The organism is Pseudomonas sp. ASL8 (assembly GCF_056680355.1).
The window spans coordinates 711,082-736,736 of record NZ_CM155278.1 but is presented as its reverse complement, the minus strand read 5'-3'; the positions used below and the strand labels follow the sequence as shown (position 1 = coordinate 736,736).

At 56.3% G+C, this 25,655-nt stretch carries 21 protein-coding genes, 2 tRNA genes and 2 rRNA genes; 19 read left to right on the top strand and 6 right to left on the bottom strand.

Annotation, left to right across the window (positions count from 1 at the left end; translation table 11 throughout):
- Positions 1 to 72 precede the first annotated feature (72 nt).
- Positions 73 to 516, bottom strand: coding sequence for an RNA polymerase-binding protein DksA (gene dksA, locus AC1MEA_RS03495; protein WP_219063805.1), 444 nt, complete (start codon positions 514 to 516; stop codon positions 73 to 75).
- A 357-nt stretch (positions 517 to 873) separates the two neighbouring features.
- Between dksA and AC1MEA_RS03490 the strand changes: the two genes are divergently transcribed.
- Both AC1MEA_RS03490 and sfsA read left to right on the top strand, forming a co-directional pair.
- Positions 874 to 2,046, top strand: a complete 1,173-nt coding sequence (locus tag AC1MEA_RS03490) for a pyridoxal phosphate-dependent aminotransferase (RefSeq protein WP_219063804.1) — start codon at positions 874 to 876, stop codon at positions 2,044 to 2,046.
- Positions 2,046 to 2,765, top strand: a complete 720-nt coding sequence (gene sfsA, locus AC1MEA_RS03485; protein ID WP_480916742.1) for a DNA/RNA nuclease SfsA — start codon at positions 2,046 to 2,048, stop codon at positions 2,763 to 2,765. Before AC1MEA_RS03490 ends, sfsA begins: the two co-directional genes overlap by 1 nt.
- Here sfsA and AC1MEA_RS03480 read toward each other — a convergent pair whose 3' ends face one another.
- Positions 2,766 to 3,086, bottom strand: coding sequence for a Rieske (2Fe-2S) protein (locus tag AC1MEA_RS03480; RefSeq protein WP_480916741.1), 321 nt, complete (start codon positions 3,084 to 3,086; stop codon positions 2,766 to 2,768).
- 286 nt (positions 3,087 to 3,372) lie between these two features.
- Here AC1MEA_RS03480 and AC1MEA_RS03475 point away from each other — a divergent pair, with 286 nt between their 5' ends.
- The 4 genes from AC1MEA_RS03475 (at position 3,373) to deoC (ending at position 7,094) form a co-directional block, all read left to right on the top strand.
- Positions 3,373 to 4,413, top strand: a complete 1,041-nt coding sequence (locus tag AC1MEA_RS03475) for a FecCD family ABC transporter permease (protein WP_480916739.1) — start codon at positions 3,373 to 3,375, stop codon at positions 4,411 to 4,413.
- 67 nt (positions 4,414 to 4,480) lie between these two features.
- Complete coding sequence (locus AC1MEA_RS03470) at positions 4,481 to 5,248, top strand: heme ABC transporter ATP-binding protein (RefSeq protein WP_219063800.1); 768 nt, start codon at positions 4,481 to 4,483, stop codon at positions 5,246 to 5,248.
- A 12-nt stretch (positions 5,249 to 5,260) separates the two neighbouring features.
- Positions 5,261 to 6,178 carry a ChaN family lipoprotein gene (locus AC1MEA_RS03465; protein ID WP_480916737.1) on the top strand — a complete coding sequence of 306 codons (918 nt, stop codon included), beginning with the start codon at positions 5,261 to 5,263 and terminating at the stop codon, positions 6,176 to 6,178.
- Positions 6,179 to 6,323: 145 nt separating this feature from the next.
- Positions 6,324 to 7,094 (top strand): deoxyribose-phosphate aldolase, encoded by a 771-nt coding sequence (gene deoC, locus AC1MEA_RS03460; RefSeq protein WP_219063798.1) that lies wholly within the window; start codon positions 6,324 to 6,326, stop codon positions 7,092 to 7,094.
- A gap of 215 nt (positions 7,095 to 7,309) precedes the next feature.
- On the opposite strand, the gene AC1MEA_RS03455 is transcribed toward deoC, so the two are convergent.
- From AC1MEA_RS03455 to AC1MEA_RS03445, 3 genes are all read right to left on the bottom strand, one after another.
- Positions 7,310 to 7,582 (bottom strand): TfoX/Sxy family protein, encoded by a 273-nt coding sequence (locus AC1MEA_RS03455; RefSeq protein WP_219063797.1) that lies wholly within the window; start codon positions 7,580 to 7,582, stop codon positions 7,310 to 7,312.
- A 234-nt stretch (positions 7,583 to 7,816) separates the two neighbouring features.
- Complete coding sequence (locus AC1MEA_RS03450) at positions 7,817 to 8,161, bottom strand: pentapeptide repeat-containing protein (RefSeq protein WP_219063796.1); 345 nt, start codon at positions 8,159 to 8,161, stop codon at positions 7,817 to 7,819.
- A gap of 90 nt (positions 8,162 to 8,251) precedes the next feature.
- Positions 8,252 to 9,796: a bifunctional aminoglycoside phosphotransferase/ATP-binding protein gene (locus AC1MEA_RS03445; protein ID WP_480916735.1), complete on the bottom strand. Its 1,545-nt coding sequence runs from the start codon at positions 9,794 to 9,796 to the stop codon at positions 8,252 to 8,254.
- Between the two features lie 116 nt (positions 9,797 to 9,912).
- Between AC1MEA_RS03445 and mrcB the strand changes: the two genes are divergently transcribed.
- From mrcB to AC1MEA_RS03430, 3 genes are read left to right on the top strand one after another with little or no spacing between them, the layout of a single operon-like run.
- A complete protein-coding gene (gene mrcB / locus AC1MEA_RS03440; RefSeq protein WP_480916733.1) occupies positions 9,913 to 12,237 on the top strand; it encodes a penicillin-binding protein 1B in 2,325 nt (774 codons plus the stop codon).
- A gap of 16 nt (positions 12,238 to 12,253) precedes the next feature.
- Positions 12,254 to 13,018 carry a tetratricopeptide repeat protein gene (locus AC1MEA_RS03435; RefSeq protein WP_480916732.1) on the top strand — a complete coding sequence of 255 codons (765 nt, stop codon included), beginning with the start codon at positions 12,254 to 12,256 and terminating at the stop codon, positions 13,016 to 13,018.
- Positions 13,018 to 13,347: a YqcC family protein gene (locus tag AC1MEA_RS03430; protein ID WP_480916730.1), complete on the top strand. Its 330-nt coding sequence runs from the start codon at positions 13,018 to 13,020 to the stop codon at positions 13,345 to 13,347. Before AC1MEA_RS03435 ends, AC1MEA_RS03430 begins: the two co-directional genes overlap by 1 nt.
- 24 nt (positions 13,348 to 13,371) lie before the next feature.
- Here AC1MEA_RS03430 and AC1MEA_RS03425 read toward each other — a convergent pair whose 3' ends face one another.
- Positions 13,372 to 13,797, bottom strand: coding sequence for a DUF4124 domain-containing protein (locus tag AC1MEA_RS03425; RefSeq protein ID WP_480916728.1), 426 nt, complete (start codon positions 13,795 to 13,797; stop codon positions 13,372 to 13,374).
- 403 nt (positions 13,798 to 14,200) lie between these two features.
- Between AC1MEA_RS03425 and AC1MEA_RS03420 the strand changes: the two genes are divergently transcribed.
- The 10 genes from AC1MEA_RS03420 (at position 14,201) to AC1MEA_RS03375 (ending at position 25,621) form a co-directional block, all read left to right on the top strand.
- Positions 14,201 to 15,925, top strand: a complete 1,725-nt coding sequence (locus AC1MEA_RS03420) for an acetolactate synthase 3 large subunit (protein WP_219063790.1) — start codon at positions 14,201 to 14,203, stop codon at positions 15,923 to 15,925.
- A 2-nt stretch (positions 15,926 to 15,927) separates the two neighbouring features.
- Positions 15,928 to 16,419: an acetolactate synthase small subunit gene (ilvN, locus tag AC1MEA_RS03415; RefSeq protein ID WP_219063789.1), complete on the top strand. Its 492-nt coding sequence runs from the start codon at positions 15,928 to 15,930 to the stop codon at positions 16,417 to 16,419.
- A gap of 46 nt (positions 16,420 to 16,465) precedes the next feature.
- Positions 16,466 to 17,482: a ketol-acid reductoisomerase gene (gene ilvC / locus AC1MEA_RS03410; protein ID WP_219063788.1), complete on the top strand. Its 1,017-nt coding sequence runs from the start codon at positions 16,466 to 16,468 to the stop codon at positions 17,480 to 17,482.
- Positions 17,483 to 17,637: 155 nt separating this feature from the next.
- Positions 17,638 to 18,495: a CDP-diacylglycerol--serine O-phosphatidyltransferase gene (gene pssA / locus AC1MEA_RS03405; protein WP_219063787.1), complete on the top strand. Its 858-nt coding sequence runs from the start codon at positions 17,638 to 17,640 to the stop codon at positions 18,493 to 18,495.
- A gap of 65 nt (positions 18,496 to 18,560) precedes the next feature.
- Positions 18,561 to 19,574: a protein-methionine-sulfoxide reductase catalytic subunit MsrP gene (gene msrP / locus AC1MEA_RS03400; protein WP_480916726.1), complete on the top strand. Its 1,014-nt coding sequence runs from the start codon at positions 18,561 to 18,563 to the stop codon at positions 19,572 to 19,574.
- On the top strand, positions 19,574 to 20,206 hold the full coding sequence (gene msrQ / locus AC1MEA_RS03395; RefSeq protein WP_480916724.1) for a protein-methionine-sulfoxide reductase heme-binding subunit MsrQ: 633 nt from the start codon (positions 19,574 to 19,576) through the stop codon (positions 20,204 to 20,206). Before msrP ends, msrQ begins: the two co-directional genes overlap by 1 nt.
- Before the next feature lie 483 nt (positions 20,207 to 20,689).
- A 16S ribosomal RNA gene (locus AC1MEA_RS03390) occupies positions 20,690 to 22,228 on the top strand.
- A gap of 83 nt (positions 22,229 to 22,311) precedes the next feature.
- A tRNA-Ile gene (locus tag AC1MEA_RS03385) sits at positions 22,312 to 22,388 on the top strand.
- 30 nt (positions 22,389 to 22,418) lie between these two features.
- A tRNA-Ala gene (locus tag AC1MEA_RS03380) sits at positions 22,419 to 22,494 on the top strand.
- Between the two features lie 236 nt (positions 22,495 to 22,730).
- A 23S ribosomal RNA gene (locus AC1MEA_RS03375) occupies positions 22,731 to 25,621 on the top strand.
- The 16S and 23S rRNA genes sit together here with 2 tRNA genes alongside, the layout of an rRNA operon.
- The last annotated feature ends 34 nt before the right edge of the window (positions 25,622 to 25,655 follow it).

Genomic DNA, 25,655 nt, shown 5'->3' with positions numbered 1-25,655 from the left:
GATCCACTGCAAATCAAATCGCCAGAAACAACAAGGGGCGCCGGAGCGCCCCTTGTTCAAGTTCAAAACAGGTTATTTGCCGACCTGTTTTTCCTTGATTTCTGCCAGTGTTTTGCAATCGATGCACAGGTCGGCCGTAGGACGGGCTTCCAGTCGGCGCAAACCGATCTCTACACCGCATGACTCGCACCAACCGTATTCTTCGTCTTCGATCAGTTGCAGCGTCTTGTCGATCTTTTTGATCAACTTACGCTCGCGATCACGGGCACGCAGCTCCAGGCTGAATTCTTCTTCCTGGCTGGCGCGGTCTGAAGGATCAGGAAAGTTAGCAGCTTCATCCTGCATGTGATGCACGGTCCGGTCGACCTCTTGCATCAGTTCCTTCTTCCATTGGCCAAGAATATGGGTGAAGTGAGCGCGCATTCGAACGCCCATGTACTCCTCGCCCTTACTCTCAACGTAGGGTACAAAGCCGCGAATCAGTTGGCTGTTCTGTTGCTGTGCTTTATTGGGCATGAATGGACCGCCTCTTACTCTTCTAATCCATTGCGCAGGAATGATCCATCACCGACACCTGCCGGCCCTGCGGCTGCAAGCGGGCGAACTTACCAGATCGAATCGGAGCGCGCCACTCTCTGTTGTCGAGCGTGCAGTCGTTGCTTGGCTTTAAAAGCCCTGATAGTTGGACATTGGGCGTAAAAACACGTTCGAAAATCTAATTTTAGTCCTCGCAAGGGCGCCTGCCGGGTTTTATTTTCGATCAGGTTTAGGCGCCGCTCGACAGTAAACGCGTCATTAAACGGGCTCTTGCGCGGGCGCTTGGGTAGAATCGCGGGATTAATATTTCGACGCTCCCCGCTAAAAGGAAGACTTATGGCTCAGCCCTACAGTGCACGCAGTCGCGCTATCGAACCTTTTCATGTGATGGCTTTGCTGGCGCGGGCGAATGAACTGCAGGCAGAGGGGCACGATGTCATCCATCTGGAGATCGGCGAGCCTGACTTCACTACAGCCGAGCCGATCATTGCCGCTGGCCAGGCGGCATTGGCTGCGGGCAAAACCCGTTATACCGCTGCCCGTGGGTTGCCCGAGTTGCGTGAAGCCATCGCCGGTTTCTATGCCCAGCGTTATCAGGTGACTGTCGATCCGCACCGAATTCTTGTCACCCCCGGCGGTTCGGGCGCCTTGCTGCTTGCCAGCAGCCTGCTGGTAGACCCCGGCAAGCACTGGCTGTTGGCCGATCCTGGTTACCCGTGCAACCGGCACTTTCTCCGACTGGTTGAGGGGGCCGCGCAACTGGTGCCGGTGGGGCCGGAGGTTCGTTATCAGCTGACGCCGGACCTGGTGGCGCAGAACTGGAACCAGGACAGCGTCGGCGCGCTGGTCGCATCGCCAGCCAACCCGACCGGTACCTTGCTGCAACGCGATGAGCTGGCCGCGTTGTCCGCGGCGTTGAAAGCACGCAATGGTCATTTGGTGGTGGACGAGATCTACCACGGGCTGACGTACGGCTGCGATGCGGCCAGCGTGCTTGAAGTCGATGATGATGCTTTCGTGCTGAATAGCTTCTCCAAGTATTTCGGCATGACCGGCTGGCGTTTGGGTTGGCTGGTCGCCCCCGAAGATGCTGTGGCGGACCTGGAAAAACTCGCGCAAAACCTCTACATCAGCGCGCCGAGCATGGCCCAGTATGCGGCGCTGGCCTGTTTCGAACCGCAGACCCTGGCGATTCTCGAAGAGCGGCGTGCCGAGTTCGGGCGTCGGCGTGATTTCCTGTTGCCGGCCTTGCGCGAATTGGGTTTTGGCATCGCCGTCGAGCCAGAGGGGGCGTTTTACCTTTACGCGGACATCAGCGCCTTTGGCGGCGATGCGTTCGCGTTCTGTCGGCACTTTCTGGAAACCGAGCACGTCGCGATCACCCCAGGGTTGGATTTTGGCCGTTTTCAGGCGGGGCATCACGTACGGTTTGCCTATACCCAGAGCCTGCCGCGTTTGCAGGAAGCGGTTGAGCGGATTGCCCGTGGCCTGCGGAGCTGGCAGGGCTGATGCGCTTTTCTCCTGAACTGGAACAAGGCCGCCTACTGATTCGCTACAAACGCTTTCTCGCCGACATTGAAACGGCCGATGGCGAAAAGCTGACTATTCACTGCCCCAATACCGGTTCGATGTTCAACTGCATGGCGCCGGGTGGGCGTATTTGGTTCAGTCGCTCAAACGACCCCAAACGCAAGCTGCCGGGGACGTGGGAGATCAGTGAAACCCCGCAAGGGCGCTTCGCCTGTGTCAACACCGGACGGGCGAATCACTTGGTGGAAGAGGCCTTGCTTGCTGGAGTGATCACCGAGCTGAACGGCTTTACCGCCTTCAAGCGAGAAGTGGCTTACGGCCAGGAAAACAGTCGGGTAGATTTTCGCCTGGACTATTCAAGCGGGCCAGCCTTTGTCGAAGTCAAAAGCGTGACCCTGGGGTTTGACGATTCGCGGATTGCTGCTTTTCCAGACGCAGTGACCCAGCGCGGAGCTCGCCATCTTCGAGAGTTGGCGAGCCTGGCTCGGGAAGGTGTGCGTGCGGTGCTGTTGTATTGCGTCAACCTGACCGGAATCGACGCAGTGCGCCCGGCCGAAGAGATTGACCCCGCGTATGCTGCGGCCCTGAGTGAAGCGGTTGCGGCGGGTGTCCAGGTCTTGGCCTACGGGGTGCAGTTGACCCCTGATGAGGTTCGCATCGACCGTCGGCTTGAGGTGCATTTAGCACCGTCAACGTGACTAGGTCGGGCTGATCCAGATCCCGCTCGGGTCTTCGTGACAGGCAATTGCGCTTAACGATTGTCCTGCGCAAGGCCCGGACACACATTCTCCGCTTTCAATCAGAAACAGGGCGCCGTGGGTCGCGCACTGAATCAGGCTTGCGCTCGTGTCGAGAAATTGATCAGGCTGCCACTCCAGCGGTACACCTCGATGCGGACAGCGGTTGCGGTAGACAAAGACTTGCCCTTCCCGGCGTATCGCCAGCAGTTTGAGACCGTCCAAATCAAAACCCCGACTTTGGGATTCAGTCAGGTAATCTGCGGCGCAGAGAAATTTCATGCTTGGCTCCGATCGCCAGTAAGTACCACCCGGACGCGTAATGGCCTGAGCGGGTGATTGAGCTTGTGCAAGAATGCAGACAATTATCGAACAGATGACGAGTTCAACGCTCGACAGTGTCGCAGCTCTGGCCGCTGGATGCTGCTTCCTGAAAGTGGCTAGCGGTCTATATTCAAGGGAACCTCGATATGGGCCTTCGTGCCAGCGGTCTCGGTCTTTGTGCCGAATCCTTTTGTAACCCGACGTCTCGGGTGGCCGAAGGTTCTGTGGCGGAGCTGGCGCCGCTATGAACGGTTCAGTGCCGCCGCGCGCGCTGTTCATCGGCTTGAGCGGGGTGTGCTTTATCGCGTTTTGGTTATCGCTGGCGCTGGGCCCCGTCAGTTTGCCGCTGATGGACATCTTGCGAGCCGGGTTGCGTCTGCTGGGCGTACCCGTGTCGGGCGCTGGCCTGGAACAGGCCGAACTGATTCTCGGCCAGATCCGCTTGCCGCGCACCCTTCTTGGGCTGGTCGTCGGTGCGGTGCTGGCGTTGACTGGCGTTGCCATGCAAGGCCTGTTTCGCAATCCGCTGGCTGATCCGGGACTGGTCGGTGTTTCCAGCGGTGCAGCCTTGGGCGCCGCGGTGGCGATTGTCGGCGGCTCGGTTTTTGGCGGCGTGCCGGAAGTGCTCGCGCCCTATGTGTTGTCGCTGTGTGCGTTCATCGGTGGACTGGGCGTGACCGCGATGGTTTATCGATTGGGGCGGCGCGATGGGCAGACCAGCGTCGCCGTCATGCTGTTGGCCGGCGTCGCACTGACCGCATTGGCGGGGTCTACCATCGGCCTGTTCACCTACCTGGCCGATGACGCCACCCTGCGTACCCTGACATTCTGGAACCTGGGCAGCCTCAATGGCGCCAGCTACGCCCGATTGTGGCCGTTGCTGTTGGTCTGTGTGCTGATCATCGTGTGGCTGCCGCGTCGGGCCAAAGCGTTGAATGCCTTGCTGTTGGGGGAATCGGAAGCCCGGCATTTGGGCGTCGATGTCGAAAAGCTCAAGCGTGAGCTGATTTTTTGCACCGCTTTGGGTGTCGGTGCAGCGGTGGCGGCGGCGGGCATGATTGGCTTTATCGGACTGATCGTGCCGCATCTGGTGCGCTTGTTGACGGGGCCTGATCATCGAGTGCTGTTACCCGCTTCGGCGTTGGCGGGGGCCTGCCTGTTGTTGTTTGCGGATATCTTTGCGCGTTTGGTATTGGCGCCAACGGAGCTACCGATCGGCATCGTGACCGCATTTTTGGGTGCGCCGTTCTTTTTGTACCTGTTGGTACGTGGGCGTACCTTATGACGGGTACGTGGGCGTACCTTATGAAAAGTACGTGGGCGTACCTGATGCCGTTACGAGGGCGCACCTGATGCTGCGCAGTGAAAACCTGCACATTCAACGCGGTACAAAAACGGTGTTGACGGACATCACACTGGACCTTCGCCCAGGTGAGATTCTCGGCGTACTGGGCCCCAACGGCGCCGGCAAAAGTACCTTGCTGGGGGCGTTGTGCGGTGAGCTGAAAGCCGCTCAGGGACAGGTTTGGCTGGATCAAAAAAGGTTGGCCGACTGGGGCGGTCCGGAGCGGGCGCAGCGTTTGGCGGTACTGCCGCAAAGCTCGACCTTGAGTTTTTCTTTCAGGGTGGAGGAGGTGGTGGCGATGGGGCGCTTGCCCCATGACAGTGGCCGGGTGCGCGACGCAGAGGTCATTCGTGCCGCCTTGATCGCTGCGGACGCGGCACATCTACAGGGGCGCAGTTATATGGCGTTGTCCGGTGGCGAACGCCAGCGCGTTCACTTGGCGCGGGTGCTGGCACAGCTATGGCCGGGTGAAAGTGGTCAGACGTTATTGCTCGATGAGCCCACCTCGATGCTCGACCCGCTGCACCAGCACACTACCCTGCAAGCGGTCCGCGAGTTTGCCGATCGCGGGGCGGCGGTGATGGTCATCCTGCACGATTTGAATCTGGCTGCGCGCTACTGTGATCGTTTACTGTTGTTGGCGAGCGGTCATGCCCATTCGCTGGGCAGCCCCGCCGTCGTTCTCCAGCCTGAGCCCCTCAAGGCGGTCTTTGGCCTGGAGGTATTGGTGCAAGCTCACCCTGAACGCGGCCATCCTCTGATCATCGCGCGATAAAAGGCAGGCCTGATGTTTCGTTTGCTCTCGATTATGTTGCTTGCCGGGTTGTTGGGTACGCTGAATGCTTGCCAAACCACGCCTCCCGTACGAAAGGTGCCTGCCTGGCAAAGCCCGCCTGGGCATGAGCAGGCGGATGTCGGGGTGATCCGTGATCTGAGCAGCGGTCGGGAACTGACGCCGCAGCAACTGGTTGAGCGTTTAGCGCAGGCGCCGAGAGTCCTGGTCGGTGAGCAGCACGACAACTCCGATCATCATGCGTTGCAACTATGGCTTTTGCAGGTACTGGCCGATCAGCGTGCGCAAGGCAGCCTGCTGTTGGAAATGCTCACCCCTGACCAGCAGACGAAGGTTGATGTGGCCCAGGCGGAGGTCAGAAAGTCGGATATTCCTGATGATCTGCCAGCCGCTTTGGCGTGGCAAAAGGGCTGGGACTGGGCTCTTTACGGTCCTGTCGTGCGCTATGCGCTGGGACAGCCCTATCCATTATTGTCGGCGAACCTGGATGCCAGCGACGTCACGGCGATCTACGCGCAAGCACCGACGCTGATCGGCGTGCATTCGACCGCTCCGGCAGTGCGCGAGCAATTGCTGAATCAGATTCGTGAATCCCATTGCGGATTGCTGCCGGAAGAACACATGCCTGCGATGCTCGCGGTTCAGCAGCAGCGAGACCGGCGCATGGCCCAGAGTCTGCTCGACGCACCTTCGCCCGCGCTACTGTTTGCCGGCACTTACCATGCGCGCAAGGACATCGGTGTGCCCACGCACCTTCTGGATCTGGGTGTCAGCCAGGGCACCGTTGTGCTGCTTCTGGCGCAAGTCGGCACGCCGGTGTCACAAGGGGCTGCCGATTACGTCTGGTACACCCCGGCATTGCCTGAACAGGATTACTGCGCACAATGGCGGGCCCAGCCTAAAAAACCTTGACCATCGTTTTCATCGCACGCCTGGGCACGTCTTGATTCGGACTCGTCCTTTAGTTGTGTAGTCCATGTCCCTGTTCGACGCTTGATCGAGCCTGGAGCATCGGCCTCGTTTATTGTTCTGACTGTTGTGTAAGGGACAGGACAGAATGAACGAAATGACTCCGCAGGATGAGCAGTTGGCGCGTCAAGTGATCGGATTGCTTGATCTGACCCTGCTCAACGTCGATGACACAGAGGCGCGGATTATCGCCCTTTGCCAGCGAGCGCTAACGCCCGTGGGGATGGTCGCCGCAGTGTGTGTCTATCCGCGTTTTGTGCAATTGGCGCGGCGTACCCTGGATGAATTGCACGCTGAGACGGTACGCGTCGCCGCCGTCGCCAACTTCCCGTATGGCGGGCTCAACATCCAGTCTGCTGTTTCTGAAACCAGGGCCGCCCTGGCCTCCGGTGCCGATGAGATTGATCTGATGTACCCGTATCGCACCCTGTTGACCGGCGATCAGCAAGCGGCGATGGACCTGGTTGCGGCGTGCAAAACGACGTGTGGCGAACGGGCGGTGCTCAAGGTCATTCTGGAAACCGGTGAATTGAAAGACCCGCAGATCATCCGTAAGGCCTGTGTTGACGTCCTGGCGGCGGGGGCTGATTTCATTGAGACCAGTTCTGGAAAAGTCGTTGTCAATGCCACGCCCCAGGCCGGGCGCATCATATTGGAGGTGATTGCCGAGACAGGCGGGCAGGCCGGAATCAAAGCAGCAGGCGGGATTCGCACGTTCGAGGATGCACGGCTCTATCTCGATCTGGCCCGCGCCCGCTTCGGCCCGCATTGGGTCAACGTTAATCGTGTGCGGCTAGGGGCTTCGAGTCTGCTCGACGACGTACTGACCCGGCTAGGCGTGCTGGCGCCAGGGCACTAGCCGAGTGTGATAGCGGAGCTTTCATACAGGCAAAAAAAGACCCGGCAAAAAGCCGGGTCAATAACCGTGATTAGCCTGATGAGGAGATAATCTGAGAGTCCGAACCACTGGTCTTTCAAACCATCGACCAGTCTCGCGACCAGTTGCCGCCAATAATAACGATTCTCATTAGCATGTCAATGCCTGATCCAAAACTAATTTCAACGGACTGCCGCCTAGTGCCTCAGGTTCGGCGCAAGTGCTTCAAATTGCTGGTTCAGGGCTTGCTTACGCTCGACCGGAATGTCATTCCAATGCATGTCCAGCAGCGCGCCTTCTATGGCATAAAGCAGCACTTTCGATGCCCGAAAACCTCGAGCGCGTACTGCTTTGTAAGCGTTCACCGGGCCTAGCCGACGCAAGTCGGAAGCATTGTGAATACCAACGGCATGCAGCCATTGAGCAGACGTCTTGCCGAGGTTTTTCAAGTGTTGCAGTTCATCGTTCATCGTGCCTCCTTGCGATGGCTGAGCACTGCACTGTGTTTGCGGTGTGAGCAAATCTGAAAGGAGTGTAGCGGGCAGTGGCAAAAGCGCGGGCTATTGATCCGGCAGGCTAAAGCTCGCCCGGGAAGGCGTCATTCGACAGGGGCAAGTTCGGAGGGAGTGCAGGTCTGCGTAGAGGACACAGGCAGCACGATCAGGCCCGCACGATAGAGCGTGCGGGGCCAGATTATCGGGCAATCATTTGGTTTTGTAGCGCAACCGGGTGCCAAAGTTGACAGACATCAGAATTTCATCCGCCGTCAGTTCCACCGGGAAAAAAGTCCCGGAGATCTGTGCATGGCCAAGGCTGGCGCCTTCCAGTGCGGTGTGACGCAGGTCCACACCTCGTAGATCAGCTGCACGAAAATAGGCATCCGTGAAGTCGACACCGGTGGCGTCCAGCCTGCGCAGATCAAGACCGCGGAAATCTCCGCCGACAAGATCGACGGTACCTGTTTTTGGCTTCTGCTCATTGAAAGCCGTGATGTCGTCTTGGTGCAGAAGAGCGTAGAGCGGGGAGTCGAGCTGTTTAGGCTGGCTCATGGGGCATCTCCTGTTGGAATTGTGACGCCAGTATAGTGCCACTATTTTTGTGCCGTGAAGCATTAACTGCGTCACGGCACAAAGTATCGTTTACAGCCCTGGCAGGCGCTGGCGGATATGGGCAACCAGACCATCAAGATCGCTGCTGTTGTTGGTCTCGACGCGTTTGCTGCGCAGAATCTCATCAGCGCCCAAGGCTTCACGATGGGCTTGCTGAGCTTCAATCACGTCCATGGTCGCGTCGGACGGATCAACATTTTGCGCCTGACGTTGCGCCAGCCAACCCGCGATCACCGCTTGTGGCGCGTTGCAATCGAGGATCAGGAACGGCGCCCCCGAAGCTTCGGCAGCTTTTGCCGCGGCGTCGCGTTGTTCGCGCTTGAGGTAGGTCGCGTCAATCACGACCGGGAAGCCTGCGCGCAATACGTTGTCAGCCAGTTGATGCAGGTGGGTATAGGTGGCAACGCTGGCGTCAGCGCTATAAATGCCGCCGTTCTCGCTGTGTTTACCGAAAAGACGTTTACGTTCGACGTCAGAGCGCAAGCGAATCGCGCCCAATGCTTCTACCAGACGCATGGCTACGTGGCTCTTGCCAACGGCGGAAACACCGTGGGTAATGACCAGGAACCGCGATGGGATGGCGCTGTAGCTTTCAGCCAGATTGGCGTAGTTGCGATATTGGCGCAGGGTGCTGGCGCGCTGCACGGGATCGGCGTGCTCTGGCAGGCTGAACAATGCAACCTTGGCACGCACCAGTGCGCGATAGGCTTTGTAGAAATTCAGCAGCTCCAGACCCTGATAATCGCCGGTCAGTTCCAGGTACTGGCTGATGAAGCGTCGTGACAGGGATTTCAGGCCGCGGTCTTCCAGGTCCATCGCCAGGAACGCGATGTCGGCATAGACATCAGTCAGGCGGAAGGGCTCGTTGAATTCGATGCAGTCGAAAATCACCACCTTGCCGTCGATCAGCGTGGCGTTGCCCAAGTGAATATCGCCATGGCACTCGCGAATGAAACCTGCAGCCTTGCGCTGTACGAAAAGGTCTTTAAGCCGCTCGAAGCTGGATTCAGCCCACGCCTGGAGCGCGTCCAACTGCTGCAGGTCAGCCTTCTCGCTGATCAATGGACGGATCTGTTCGAAATTCTGCAGGACCGGCGCCATCACGCTTTCAGGTGTGCCTAGCGCATGTTCCTGCGGAACGCGCGGTGCGTTGATGTGGAACTCTGCAATTTGCTTGGCCATTTCGTCGATGTGCGACGGTGTCAATTCGCCATTAGCCTGCAGCGTGGTGAGCAACTGGCTTTGCGGGAACTGGCGCATTTTGAGTGCGTACTCAATGACCTCGCCATCGCCGCCCAATTGCGGTGCTTCAACGCTGCCGGTAATCGGCAAGACATCCAGGTACAAATCGTTAGTCAGGCGCTGGTTCAGGCGCAGCTCTTCGCGACAAAAGTGCTCGCGGGCCGGCAGGGTGGTGAAATCGAGGAAGCCGAAGTTGACCGGCTTCTTGATTTTATACGCGTAGGGGCCGGTGAGCAGCACCCACGAGATGTGCGTCTCAATGACCTGGAAACCTTCTACCGGATGCGGATAGAGGGCCGGGTTTTGCAGCGCGGCAATCAGGGACTGGCTCACAGGCGATCCTTAAAGGGGTTGAAAATCAAGGCAGCCATTATGGCGATTCATGGCTGCGCTGCAAACCGCCAGAGGGCGCCTGTCGGTCGTGAATAAAGTGCGTATAATCCGCCGCCATGACTCGTACCCGCACTCCCCGTACCCCCAAAAAACGCGCCTCTGGCGGTCTTCGCACCTGGTTTGGCTGGGCTTTGAAGCTCGGACTGGTTGGCCTTGTCGTGCTCGCCGGCTTTGCGGTTTATCTCGACGCTATCGTCCAGGAAAAGTTTTCTGGCAAGCGCTGGACGATTCCGGCCAAGGTTTATGCCCGCCCGCTGGAGCTGTTCGTCGGACAAAAGCTTTCTCAGGTCGACTTCCTGACTGAGCTCGATGCCTTGGGTTATCGCCGTGAAAGCGTCGCCAATGGGCCGGGCGCGGCCGCAGTAAGCGGCACCAGGGTCGATCTCAATACCCGTGGTTTCCAGTTCTACGAAGGCACGGACCCGGCACAGCAAGTCAGCGTACGTTTCTCGGGCGATTATGTGGCCGGGTTGTCGGCGACCGATGGTTCGAAATTGTCGGTTGCGCGGCTTGAGCCGTTATTGATCGGCGGGCTGTACCCGAAAAATCTCGAAGACCGCATCCTGATCAAGATCGATCAGGCGCCGCCGTATTTGCTCGATACGCTGATCACGGTCGAAGACCGGGATTTCTATCACCACTTCGGTGTGTCGCCCAAGTCGATTGCCCGGGCGTTCTGGGTCAATGCGTCTGCCGGGCAGATGCGTCAGGGCGGCAGTACGCTGACCCAGCAGTTGGTCAAGAACTTCTACCTGAGTAATGAGCGCAGCCTTAACCGGAAACTGAACGAAGCCATGATGGCCCTGCTGCTGGAGGCGCACTACAGCAAGCAGGAAATTCTCGAGGCTTACCTCAACGAGGTCTTCCTCGGGCAGGACGGGCAACGAGCGGTCCACGGTTTCGGTCTTTCCAGCCAGTATTTCTTCAGCCAGCCGCTGTCCGAACTCAAGCTGCATCAGGTAGCGCTGTTGGTCGGCATGGTTAAAGGTCCGTCCTATTACAACCCGCGCCGCTATCCCGAGCGCGCGCTGGAGCGCCGCAACCTGGTGCTCGACCTTCTGGAGCAGCAGGGCGTGGCGACGCCGGAAGTTGTCGCTGCGGCCAAGAAGATGCCGCTGGGCGTGACCAAGACTGGCAGCCTGGCGGACAGCTCGTTTCCCGGCTTCCTGGACTTGGTCAAACGTCAGTTGCGTGAAGACTATCGCGACGAAGACTTGACCGAAGAAGGCCTGCGCATCTTCACCAGTTTTGATCCGATCCTGCAAATGAAGTCCGAGGCTGCGGTCAACGAAACATTCAAAAAGTTGGCGGGTCGCAAAGGTTCCGAGGATGTGGAAGCGGCGATGGTCGTGACCAATCCGGAAACCGGCGAAGTCCAGGCGTTGGTCGGTAGCCGTCAGGCAGGGTATGCCGGGTTCAACCGGGCAATTGATGCTGTGCGCCCGATTGGGTCGCTGGTCAAACCGGCCATCTATCTCACGGCCCTCGAGCGCCCAAGCCAGTACACGCTGACCAGTTGGGTGGCTGACGAACCATTCTCGGTCAAGGGTGCAGATGGTCAGATATGGAAGCCTCAGAACTACGACCATAAAGCTCACGGGAACATTTTCCTGTACCAGGGGTTGGCGCATTCCTACAACTTGTCCACGGCCAAACTGGGGCTTGAGCTGGGTGTGCCGAATGTGTTCAAAACCTTGGCCAAGTTGGGTGTGACCCGTGAATGGCCCGCGTATCCGTCGATGTTGCTGGGCGCGGGCGGGCTCAGTCCGATGGAAGTGGCGACCATGTACCAGACCATTGCCAACGGTGGCTTCAATACGCCGATGCGCGGTATCCGTAGCGTACTGACTGCCGAGGGCGAGCCGCTCAAGCGTTATCCGTTCCAGATTCAGCAGCGTTTCGATCCGGGCTCGATTTACCTGGTACAGAACGCGATGCAGCGTGTCATGCGCGAAGGCACGGGTAAGTCGGTCTACAGCCAACTGCCGAGCTCTCTGAATCTGGCGGGCAAAACCGGCACCAGCAACGACTCGCGTGACAGTTGGTTCGCGGGTTTCAGTCAGGACTTGCTGGCCGTTGTCTGGCTGGGCCGCGATGATAACGGCAAGACTCCGTTTACCGGTGCTACCGGCGCGTTGCAGATTTGGACAAGCTTTATGCGCAAGGCAGACCCACTTCCATTGGATATGCCGCAGCCGGACAATGTGGTTCAGGTCTGGATCAATGCCAGTACCGGTCAAGGCTCCGATTCGACCTGCCCGAATGCGGTCCAGATGCCGTATATTCGCGGCAGTGAACCGGCACCCGGCGCAGCCTGTGGCGGTGTCAATCCAGCACCGGCCGATGCGGTGATGGATTGGGTCAAGGGCTGGTTGAATTAAGCAAAGAGGATGTGATGTGAATAAGTGGTGGATTCCTGCGGTAACGGCTCTGGCTTTGCTTAATGGCTGTGCCAGCGTTCAGCGTGGCTCAATTCCGGTGGTGGACTCCGGTAGCAAGGTCTCCAACAGCGAGCGTATCTCCGCCAATAACAAGGGCGCTTATCGGCCCAATGTTGCCCAGCCTCAGCAGCGGCAAGCGATTCCGCAAGACTCAGGCGTAGTGGTGATGGTGCCTGGTGGTGGTGGTGGCAGTTCTGCGCCGATCCAGAGCTATGCGGCGCCGATCAACACTGCGCCGATCAGCACCAGCCCGATCGATACGTCGCCGATCAGCCCGTCGCCGATCAACTCTGCACCCATGAATACGGCGCCTGCCAATACCGGCAGCTACAACGCGCCTGCGCCTGTGATGCCAAGCGGTATCCCAAGTAGTGGCGGCTTGTCTGCGGACGAACAGCTGGATGGCCCGGTGTTGTCGTTGCTCACGACTGCTCAGCAGCAACAAGCCAGCGGCGACCTCAATGGCGCGTCGTCGAGCCTGGAGCGTGCCCAGCGTGTGGCGCCGCGTGAGCCGCAAGTGCTTTACCGTCTGGCACAAGTGCGTCTGGCTCAAGGGGACGCGGCGCAGGCCGAACAGCTCGCTCGTCGTGGCCTGACTTACGCCAATGGGCGGCCAAGCCTGCAGGCAAGCCTGTGGGGTTTGATTGCCCAATCGCGTGAGAAGCAGGGCGATCCGGCTGGCGCAGCACTGGCCCGCCAAAAAGCCAAGGTCAGCTCCTGATGGATAGGCGTTTCCCTCAGATCGCAGAGCAATTGCTGCTGATCGAGCGTGAACTGCGTGTGCTGGGTTGGTGGAGTGATCTGCCACCCGGCGCGCAGGCGTTGGCCAGTCGCGAACCTTTTTCCGTGGATACGCTGGAGTTCCACCAGTGGTTGCAGTGGATTTTTTTACCGCGGATGAAAGTCATCCTCGAACAGGATCTACCATTGCCCAATGCGTCGGGCATTCTGGAAATGGCCGAGATGGTCTATGCAAGTCGGCAGAGTGAAGCTCGACAGCTTCAGCAACTGCTGGCGCAGTTCGATCGACTGATCACCGAGGTCAGTTGACGTTCGGCTCTTTGCCAGGCGCGGTTACTGGCAGTTGTCGCTAATGGCTTTTTGGGTTTCGGCTATTCGGGTCTGACGCTCTTCCTCGGTCAAACGCCTCACGTCTCCGTCTACTTCCTCACGCAGGCGCGGGTTGTTCTGAAGCTGGACCAGATTGGTCCTTACGTCTTCGCAATACTTCGCCCGCTTGGCTTCCTGCACCGCAATCTGTTTTTTGACTTTGCTTTCGATTGCTTTCTGGTCGCCCTGCACGCTGCCTGCCGCCGGGGAAGGGCGGGGAGGGGCTGGCGGAGCCTTCTGCACATCAATCTGTTGCGTCGGCTGCCCGGCTGGCGGTTGCGCATCAAAATGAGTCTGGCCTTGGGCATCGACCCATTTGTAGATCTGCCCGGCTTGGCTGGTGGCGCTCACTGTAAACAAAAGAGCGGCCGCTAAGGTCCTGTAGCGCATGGTGCTTCCTTCGATGGCTGTGCACCGGCAACCTACCATAAGTGCATGCCGGCAGCCGTCATTCAGTGACTTTTCATGCTGTTAGTCGGAAGAAAGCGCACGGATGACTTGACTTGAAGAGGTCTAATCACAACAATCCAACGTTCGCTGTAGACGGACTGCCAGAAGCAGACCCTCTCGGTAGATCATGAGGCGCACATCCGCGTCGACCTGTAACACCCGCAACGCGTTACCTCGCGCTGGGTGGGAAAGCCCCGCAAACACTTTGGGGACCTCCCAATACTTGCTCAGTCAGTGCTGACGTAGTCGGCGACCACCGTCGCTCATGCTCTGCTAGCAGTAAACCTATTAAGACCCGTCCCTTTTTGGTGGGCGGTATTCTGGCGTTTTAGAGGTGAACAACGTGGAGCTTTTATCTGGCGCTGAAATGGTCGTCCGCTTTTTGCGTGACGAAGGCGTTAAGAATATCTATGGGTACCCTGGCGGTGCCCTCCTGCATATTTACGACGCACTGTTCAAAGAACCGGCTGTGACTCACATCCTGGTTCGTCATGAGCAAGCAGCAACTCATATGGCTGACGGTTATGCCCGTGCCACCGGTAAAGCCGGTGTGGTACTGGTGACTTCGGGCCCAGGCGCGACCAATGCCATCACTGGCATCGCAACCGCCTACATGGACTCGATCCCGATGGTGATCCTGTCTGGCCAGGTTCCGAGCACCATGGTCGGCACCGACGCGTTCCAGGAGACCGACATGATCGGTATCTCCCGGCCGATCGTGAAGCACAGCTTCATGATCAAAAGCGCTGCGGAAATCCCTGAGGTCCTGAAAAAAGCCTTCTACCTGGCGCAATCCGGTCGTCCTGGTCCAGTCGTGGTCGATATCCCGAAAGATATGACCAACCCGGCCGAGAAGTTCGAATACGTCTTCCCGAAAAAAGCCAAGCTGCGCTCGTATAGCCCGGCTGTGCGTGGTCACTCGGGGCAGATTCGCAAGGCAGTGGAAATGCTGTTGGCGGCCAAGCGGCCAATCATCTATGCAGGTGGCGGCGTCATTCTGGGTCATGGCTCTGCGCCATTAACCGAACTGGCACAGCTGCTGAACGTACCGGTCACCAATACCTTGATGGGTCTTGGTGCTTACCCGGGCAACGACAGACAGTTTCTCGGCATGCTGGGCATGCACGGCAGCTACACCGCCAACCTGGCCATGCACCACGCTGACGTGATCCTGGCGGTCGGCGCGCGGTTTGATGACCGTGTGATCAACGGCCCGGCAAAGTTCTGCCCGAACGCCAAGATCATCCACATCGATATCGATCCGGCTTCGATCTCCAAAACCATCAAAGCCGACGTCCCTATCGTAGGCCCGGTAGAAAGCGTGTTGACCGAAATGGTCGCCACCCTCAAGGACATCGGCGAAACCCCTAACAAGGAATCGGTTGCCAGCTGGTGGAAGCAGGTCGATGAGTGGCGCGCTGATCGCGATATGTTCCCTTACAACAAGGGTGACGGCAGCATCATCAAGCCGCAGACCGTTATCGAGACGCTCAGCGAAGTCACGCGTGGCGATGCTTACGTGACCTCCGATGTTGGTCAGCACCAGATGTTCGCAGCGCAGTACTACCGCTTCAACAAGCCTAACCGCTGGATCAACTCCGGCGGACTGGGCACCATGGGCTTCGGTTTTCCGGCGGCCATGGGCGTCAAGCTGAACTTCCCAGAAGCGGATGTCGCTTGTGTGACGGGTGAAGGCAGTATCCAGATGAACATCCAGGAGCTGTCCACCTGTCTGCAGTACGACTTGCCGGTGAAGATCATCAACCTGAACAACGGCGCGCTGGGTATGGTGCGTCAGTGGCAGGACATGAACTACGGCGCTCGTCATTCACATTCCTACATGGAGTCCTTGCCCGACTTCGTAAAACTGGCCGAAGCCTATGGCCATGTCGGGATGCGAATCACTGAGTTGAAAGATTTGAAGCCGATGATGGAAGAAGCCTTCGCCATGAAGGACCGCCTGGTGTTCCTTGATATCAAGGTTGATACCAGCGAGCACGTCTACCCGATGCAGATCAAAGACGGCTCCATGCGCGATATGTGGCTGAGCAAGACGGAGCGGACTTAATCATGCGGCACATCATTTCTCTTTTGCTGGAAAACGAACCTGGTGCATTGTCACGGGTTGTTGGCCTGTTTTCGCAGCGCAACTACAACATCGAAAGCCTGACTGTGGCGCCGACTGAAGACCCGACTTTGTCGCGCCTGACGTTGACCACCGTGGGGCACGATGAGGTGATCGAGCAGATCACCAAGAACCTCAATAAATTGATTGAAGTGGTCAAGTTGGTCGATCTGTCTGAAAGCGCGCACATCGAACGCGAGCTGATGCTGGTCAAGGTCAAGGCCACCGGCGCCCAGCGCGCCGAGATCAAGCGCACCACGGATATTTTCCGTGGGCAAATCGTTGACGTATCCAGTAGCGTGTACACCGTGCAACTGACCGGGACGAGCGATAAACTGGACAGCTTCATTCAGGCTATCGGCACTTCGGCGATCCTGGAAACAGTACGCAGTGGCGTGACGGGCATTGCCCGTGGCGACAAAGTGCTGAGCATTTAACTCATTACGCAAATGGCCTGAACGGCCAGGATAACAGGGGAATTTCATGAAAGTTTATTACGACAAAGACTGCGACCTTTCGATCATCCAGGGCAAAAAAGTGGCCATCATCGGTTACGGTTCCCAGGGCCACGCTCAAGCGTGCAACCTGAAAGACTCCGGCGTAGATGTCACTGTTGGTCTGCGCAAGGGTTCGGCTACTGTCGCCAAGGCTGAAGCTCATGGCTTGAAAGTGACTGACGTTGCTTCTGCTGTTGCTGCTGCTGACCTTGTCATGATCCTGACCCCGGATGAATTCCAGTCCCAGTTGTACCGTGACGAAGTCGAGCCGAACCTGAAGAAAGGCGCAACCCTGGCTTTCTCCCACGGCTTCGCGATCCACTACAACCAGGTCGTGCCTCGCGCTGACCTCGACGTGATCATGATCGCGCCGAAAGCACCGGGTCACACCGTGCGCTCCGAGTTCGTCAAAGGCGCAGGTATCCCTGACCTGATCGCTATCTACCAGGATGCATCCGGCAACGCCAAAAACGTTGCACTGTCCTACGCTTCGGGCGTTGGCGGCGGCCGTACCGGTATCATCGAAACCACGTTCAAAGACGAAACCGAAACCGACCTGTTCGGCGAACAAGCTGTTCTGTGCGGCGGTACCGTTGAACTGGTCAAAGCAGGCTTTGAAACCCTGGTTGAAGCTGGCTATGCGCCGGAAATGGCTTACTTCGAATGCTTGCACGAATTGAAGCTGATCGTTGACCTCATGTACGAAGGCGGTATCGCCAACATGAACTACTCGATCTCGAACAACGCTGAATACGGCGAATACGTGACCGGTCCTGAAGTCATCAACGCTGAATCGCGTCAGGCCATGCGCAACGCCCTGAAACGCATTCAGGACGGTGAGTACGCCAAGATGTTCATCAGTGAAGGTGCCACTGGCTACCCTTCGATGACTGCCAAGCGTCGTAACAACGCTAATCACGGCATCGAAATCATCGGTGAAAAACTGCGCTCCATGATGCCGTGGATTGCAGCGAACAAGATCGTCGACAAAGCCAAGAACTGATACCTGGTTCCAGGATTTTTGTTTCGGAAAACGCGGCTTCGGCCGCGTTTTTTCGTTTTGGTTGCACGCTTCTGGTATAAAGCTGCATCGTTTGATGACGAACCCTCGTCGCAAACATCTGTCGAAACTCTCCACACCGTTGCAAGGTATTGTCCATGAGCGAACGTCCCGAAGAGCCAAACCAGGCCTCTGACGCCGAAAGCCTGCTACCGATCGATGAGCACATTGAAGAAGGGCATGATGCCGAAGGGCGTAAGGTCCGGCATCGTGGTATCTATCTGCTGCCTAATCTGTTCACTACAGCGAACCTTTTTGCTGGCTTCTATTCCATCATCAGCTCGATGAGCGCTCAGAGCGCGTTGAGTGCTGGCGATGCTGTTGGGGCGAGCAAGTATTTTGCCTTTGCCGCGATCGCTATTTTCGTCGCGATGGTACTCGACGGTCTTGATGGCCGTGTCGCACGCATGACCAATACTCAGAGCGCCTTCGGTGCCGAGTACGACTCGCTGGCCGACATGGTTGCCTTTGGTGTCGCACCCGCCTTGTTGGCGTTTGGCTGGGCATTGGGTGATATGGGCAAGGTCGGCTGGATGGTCGCCTTTATCTACGTCGCCGGCGCTGCACTGCGTCTGGCACGGTTCAACACTCAAGTCGGCAAGGCCGACAAGCGCTACTTCATCGGCTTGGCCAGCCCGGCCGCTGCGGGTGTTGTGGCGGGAACGGTCTGGGCCTTCAGTGACTACGGCATCCAGGGTTCGAAAATGTCGTTCCTGGTCGCTTTGCTGGTGGCCGCCGCGGGCATGCTGATGGTCAGCAATATTAAATACAACAGTTTCAAGGAGTTGGATCTCAAGGGGCGCGTGCCTTTTGTCGCCATTCTTGCTGTGGTATTGGTCTTTGCGGTTGTGTTCAGTGATCCGCCTCGTATCCTCCTGCTCGTTTTCCTCGCCTATGCAGCCTCGGGGCCAGTGCAATATTTGTTACGACTGCGTCGTCACAAATCGGCTGAGTGATCTGTAATTTCTCCCATACTCCACAGTCTACTGGTGCATAAGTTCCTATAGCTGTGGAGTCATCAATGCTAATCAAGCTGCCTACGGCATCCGCCTGTAAAGAGTCGGATGTTACGCCTGAATCATTTTATATCTCCCGTCGCGCATTGCTCGGTAGCTCCATCGCTGGGCTGGCCATGAGTGCTCTACCGCGCTGGGCCAGTGCCGCTGATCCTTCTCCCTATGCGGGGGTCGAACCTGGTTCTGCACCTGCATGGTTCAACGCAAAGCTGCCGGATACCAAATGGCAGGCCGTCACCGTCAAGGGTGAGGCGATTACGCCATTCAAGGACGCCACTCACTACAACAACTTCTATGAGTTCGGGACCGGCAAAGGTGACCCTGCGAAAAATGCGGGTACCTTGAAAACCGAGCCGTGGAGTGTGGTGATCGATGGCGAGGTTGGAAAACCTGGGCGTTATGCGCTCGAAGACTTCATGAGGCCCTATCAACTGGAAGAGCGAATCTACCGACTGCGTTGCGTAGAGGCCTGGTCGATGGTCATCCCCTGGATCGGCTTTCCCATATCGGAACTGCTTAAACAGGTGGAGCCCACTTCGAAGGCCAAGTACATCCGCTTCGAAACGCTTCAGGATCCTAAAAGCATGCCTGGTCAGCGTTCAGGCTTTGCCCTGATCGATTGGCCCTATGTCGAGGGCTTGCGTCTGGATGAGGCGATGAACCCCTTGGCTATTCTTGCGGTGGGTATGTATGGGCGGGAGCTGGCCAATCAGAATGGCGCACCTTTGCGTCTGGTCGTTCCATGGAAGTACGGGTTTAAAAGCGTTAAGTCGATTGTGCGGATCAGTCTGGTCAGCGAACAGCCAAAAACGACGTGGCAGAGCATTGCGTCGAGTGAGTATGGCTTTTACGCCAATGTGAATCCGACTGTGGATCATCCGCGCTGGACGCAAGCGCAAGAGCGGCGTCTGCCGAGCGGGTTGTTCAGTCCGAATATTAAGCAGACGGAGATGTTCAATGGTTATGGGGAGGATGTTGCCTCCTTATATAGCAACCTGGATCTGAGGAAGAACTACTGATGCGTTATCCCTTCTGGCGCGTCGGCGTCTTCGTTGCTGCGTGCGTCGCCCCTATTCTTTGGCTGTATCAGGCGTGGAGTTTTGCTTTGGGGCCTGATCCCGGCAAGATTCTGGTCGATCGTCTGGGGCTGGGTACCTTGATTCTGCTTTTAATCACGTTGGCGATGACCCCGTTGCAGAGGTTGAGCGGTTGGGCGGGATGGATCGCGGTCCGTCGGCAGCTTGGATTGTGGTGCTTTGCATATGTGGTCATGCACCTGAGTGCCTATGCGGTCTTTATCCTCGGGTTGGATTGGGCTCAATTGGGGGTAGAGCTGATTAAGCGGCCCTACATTATTGTCGGCAGCCTGGCGTTTGTTTGTCTGCTGGCGTTGGCAGTCACCTCCAATCGCTATAGCCAGCGTCGATTAGGTGCTCGCTGGAAGAAGCTTCACCGATTGGTTTACGTGATTCTTGGGTTGGGATTGCTGCATATGCTCTGGATCGTTCGTGCTGACCTTAAGGAGTGGGCCATATATGCAGCCATTGGGGCATTGCTGTTAGTCCTGCGAATCCCGGCAATTGCCAGGCAGATCCCTCGGTTAAAAGCTCAAAAGGCACCCTCAGTAACAAAGGTCGAAATAAGCCCTTGACGGCCCGTCAAATCTCTCTATAATTCGCACCTCTTCCGGAGCAGATGAAACGGAAAACTCCTTGTAAATCAAAGAGTTATCCAGAGTAAGCGGCGAGGAAAAGGTTTTGATCTTCTGGATCGAAAGCGGTAGAAAAGAGGTGTTGACAGCAGCGTGTAACGCTGTAGAATTCGCCTCCCGCTAACGAGAGACGTGAAGTTGATCGAAGCGCAAGTGGTTGAAGTTGCAAAGGAAACTTTGAAACTTGTTAAAATAACCGCTTGACAGCAACAGGGGCTGCTGTAGAATGCGCGCCTCGGCTGAGACGAAAGATCTCAACCACCCGCTCTTTAACAATTGAATCAAGCAATTCGTGTGGGTGCTTGTGTTGTAAGACTGAAGTCAACTGATTATCAGCATCACAAGTTACTCCGCGAGAAATCAAAGATGTAACCAACGATTGCTGAGCTAAGTTTAGGGTTTTGTCAAAACCCAAAGATGTTTGAACTGAAGAGTTTGATCATGGCTCAGATTGAACGCTGGCGGCAGGCCTAACACATGCAAGTCGAGCGGCAGCACGGGTACTTGTACCTGGTGGCGAGCGGCGGACGGGTGAGTAATACCTAGGAATCTGCCTGGTAGTGGGGGATAACGTTCGGAAACGGACGCTAATACCGCATACGTCCTACGGGAGAAAGCAGGGGACCTTCGGGCCTTGCGCTATCAGATGAGCCTAGGTCGGATTAGCTAGTTGGTGAGGTAATGGCTCACCAAGGCTACGATCCGTAACTGGTCTGAGAGGATGATCAGTCACACTGGAACTGAGACACGGTCCAGACTCCTACGGGAGGCAGCAGTGGGGAATATTGGACAATGGGCGAAAGCCTGATCCAGCCATGCCGCGTGTGTGAAGAAGGTCTTCGGATTGTAAAGCACTTTAAGTTGGGAGGAAGGGCATTAACCTAATACGTTAGTGTTTTGACGTTACCGACAGAATAAGCACCGGCTAACTCTGTGCCAGCAGCCGCGGTAATACAGAGGGTGCAAGCGTTAATCGGAATTACTGGGCGTAAAGCGCGCGTAGGTGGTTCGTTAAGTTGGATGTGAAATCCCCGGGCTCAACCTGGGAACTGCATTCAAAACTGTCGAGCTAGAGTATGGTAGAGGGTGGTGGAATTTCCTGTGTAGCGGTGAAATGCGTAGATATAGGAAGGAACACCAGTGGCGAAGGCGACCACCTGGACTGATACTGACACTGAGGTGCGAAAGCGTGGGGAGCAAACAGGATTAGATACCCTGGTAGTCCACGCCGTAAACGATGTCAACTAGCCGTTGGGAGCCTTGAGCTCTTAGTGGCGCAGCTAACGCATTAAGTTGACCGCCTGGGGAGTACGGCCGCAAGGTTAAAACTCAAATGAATTGACGGGGGCCCGCACAAGCGGTGGAGCATGTGGTTTAATTCGAAGCAACGCGAAGAACCTTACCAGGCCTTGACATCCAATGAATCTGCTAGAGATAGCGGAGTGCCTTCGGGAGCATTGAGACAGGTGCTGCATGGCTGTCGTCAGCTCGTGTCGTGAGATGTTGGGTTAAGTCCCGTAACGAGCGCAACCCTTGTCCTTAGTTACCAGCACGTAATGGTGGGCACTCTAAGGAGACTGCCGGTGACAAACCGGAGGAAGGTGGGGATGACGTCAAGTCATCATGGCCCTTACGGCCTGGGCTACACACGTGCTACAATGGTCGGTACAGAGGGTCGCCAAGCCGCGAGGTGGAGCTAATCCCAGAAAACCGATCGTAGTCCGGATCGCAGTCTGCAACTCGACTGCGTGAAGTCGGAATCGCTAGTAATCGCGAATCAGAATGTCGCGGTGAATACGTTCCCGGGCCTTGTACACACCGCCCGTCACACCATGGGAGTGGGTTGCACCAGAAGTAGCTAGTCTAACCTTCGGGAGGACGGTTACCACGGTGTGATTCATGACTGGGGTGAAGTCGTAACAAGGTAGCCGTAGGGGAACCTGCGGCTGGATCACCTCCTTAATCGAAGACCTCAGCTTCTTCATAAGTTCCCACACGAATTGCTTGATTCATTGAAAAAGACGATTTAGAAGCAGCCCGAAATTGGGTCTGTAGCTCAGTTGGTTAGAGCGCACCCCTGATAAGGGTGAGGTCGGCAGTTCGAATCTGCCCAGACCCACCAATTTTGTGTGGGAAACGCCTGTAGAGATACGGGGCCATAGCTCAGCTGGGAGAGCGCCTGCCTTGCACGCAGGAGGTCAACGGTTCGATCCCGTTTGGCTCCACCACTTACTGCTTCTGTATTGTAAAGCTTAGAAATGAGCATTCCATCGATGTGATGGTGAATGTTGATTTCTAGTCTTTGATTAGATCGTTCTTTAAAAATTTGGGTATGTGATAGAAAGTTAGACCGGACAGCACTTTCACTGGTGGTGTCACGGGCTAAGGTAAAATTTGTGAGTTAAATTGCGAATTTTCGGCGAATGTCGTCTTCATAGTATAACCAGATTGCTTGGGGTTATATGGTCAAGTGAAGAAGCGCATACGGTGGATGCCTTGGCAGTCAGAGGCGATGAAAGACGTGGTAGCCTGCGAAAAGCTTCGGGGAGTCGGCAAACAGACTTTGATCCGGAGATGTCTGAATGGGGGAACCCAGCGGTCATAAGACCGTTACCTTACACTGAATACATAGGTGTATGGAGCGAACCAGGGGAACTGAAACATCTAAGTACCCTGAGGAAAAGAAATCAACCGAGATTCCCTTAGTAGTGGCGAGCGAACGGGGACCAGCCCTTAAGCTGTATTGAGATTAGCGGAACGTTCTGGAAAGGACGGCCATAGTGGGTGATAGCCCTGTACGCGAAAATCTCTTTGCAGTGAAATCGAGTAGGACGGAGCACGAGAAACTTTGTCTGAATATGGGGGGACCATCCTCCAAGGCTAAATACTACTGACTGACCGATAGTGAACTAGTACCGTGAGGGAAAGGCGAAAAGAACCCCGGAGAGGGGAGTGAAATAGATCCTGAAACCGTATGCGTACAAGCAGTGGGAGCCCACTTTGTTGGGTGACTGCGTACCTTTTGTATAATGGGTCAGCGACTTATTTTCAGTGGCGAGCTTAACCGAATAGGGGAGGCGTAGCGAAAGCGAGTCTTAATAGGGCGTCTAGTCGCTGGGAATAGACCCGAAACCGGGCGATCTATCCATGGGCAGGTTGAAGGTTGGGTAACACTAACTGGAGGACCGAACCGACTACCGTTGAAAAGTTAGCGGATGACCTGTGGATCGGAGTGAAAGGCTAATCAAGCTCGGAGATAGCTGGTTCTCCTCGAAAGCTATTTAGGTAGCGCCTCATGTATCACTGTAGGGGGTAGAGCACTGTTTCGGCTAGGGGATCATCCCGATTTACCAACCCGATGCAAACTCCGAATACCTACAAGTGCCGAGCATGGGAGACACACGGCGGGTGCTAACGTCCGTCGTGAAAAGGGAAACAACCCAGACCGTCAGCTAAGGTCCCAAAGTTATGGTTAAGTGGGAAACGATGTGGGAAGGCTTAGACAGCTAGGAGGTTGGCTTAGAAGCAGCCACCCTTTAAAGAAAGCGTAATAGCTCACTAGTCGAGTCGGCCTGCGCGGAAGATGTAACGGGGCTCAAACCATACACCGAAGCTACGGGTATCACTTAGGTGATGCGGTAGAGGAGCGTTCTGTAAGCCTGTGAAGGTGAGTTGAGAAGCTTGCTGGAGGTATCAGAAGTGCGAATGCTGACATGAGTAACGATAATGGGTGTGAAAAACACCCACGCCGAAAGACCAAGGTTTCCTGCGCAACGTTAATCGACGCAGGGTTAGTCGGTCCCTAAGGCGAGGCTGAAAAGCGTAGTCGATGGAAAACAGGTTAATATTCCTGTACTTCTGGTTATTGCGATGGAGGGACGGAGAAGGCTAGGCCAGCTTGGCGTTGGTTGTCCAAGTTTAAGGTGGTAGGCTGGAATCTTAGGTAAATCCGGGATTCTAAGGCCGAGAGCTGATGACGAGTGTGCTTTGGCACACGAAGTGGTTGATGCCATGCTTCCAAGAAAAGCTTCTAAGCTTCAGGTAACCAGGAACCGTACCCCAAACCGACACAGGTGGTTGGGTAGAGAATACCAAGGCGCTTGAGAGAACTCGGGTGAAGGAACTAGGCAAAATGGCACCGTAACTTCGGGAGAAGGTGCGCCGGTGAGGGTGAAGCATTTACTGCGTAAGCCCATGCCGGTCGAAGATACCAGGCCGCTGCGACTGTTTATTAAAAACACAGCACTCTGCAAACACGAAAGTGGACGTATAGGGTGTGACGCCTGCCCGGTGCCGGAAGGTTAATTGATGGGGTTAGCTAACGCGAAGCTCTTGATCGAAGCCCCGGTAAACGGCGGCCGTAACTATAACGGTCCTAAGGTAGCGAAATTCCTTGTCGGGTAAGTTCCGACCTGCACGAATGGCGTAACGATGGCGGCGCTGTCTCCACCCGAGACTCAGTGAAATTGAAATCGCTGTGAAGATGCAGTGTATCCGCGGCTAGACGGAAAGACCCCGTGAACCTTTACTATAGCTTTGCACTGGACTTTGAATTTGCTTGTGTAGGATAGGTGGGAGGCTTTGAAGCGTGGACGCCAGTCTGCGTGGAGCCAACCTTGAAATACCACCCTGGCAACTTTGAGGTTCTAACTCAGGTCCGTTATCCGGATCGAGGACAGTGTATGGTGGGTAGTTTGACTGGGGCGGTCTCCTCCTAAAGAGTAACGGAGGAGTACGAAGGTGCGCTCAGACCGGTCGGAAATCGGTCGTAGAGTATAAAGGCAAAAGCGCGCTTGACTGCGAGACAGACACGTCGAGCAGGTACGAAAGTAGGTCTTAGTGATCCGGTGGTTCTGTATGGAAGGGCCATCGCTCAACGGATAAAAGGTACTCCGGGGATAACAGGCTGATACCGCCCAAGAGTTCATATCGACGGCGGTGTTTGGCACCTCGATGTCGGCTCATCACATCCTGGGGCTGAAGCCGGTCCCAAGGGTATGGCTGTTCGCCATTTAAAGTGGTACGCGAGCTGGGTTTAGAACGTCGTGAGACAGTTCGGTCCCTATCTGCCGTGGACGTTTGAGATTTGAGAGGGGCTGCTCCTAGTACGAGAGGACCGGAGTGGACGAACCTCTGGTGTTCCGGTTGTCACGCCAGTGGCATTGCCGGGTAGCTACGTTCGGAATAGATAACCGCTGAAAGCATCTAAGCGGGAAACTAGCCTCAAGATGAGATCTCACTGGGACCTTGAGTCCCCTGAAGGGCCGTCGAAGACTACGACGTTGATAGGTTGGGTGTGTAAGCGCTGTGAGGCGTTGAGCTAACCAATACTAATTGCCCGTGAGGCTTGACCATATAACACCCAAGCAATTTGCGTCGAAAGAGCAGA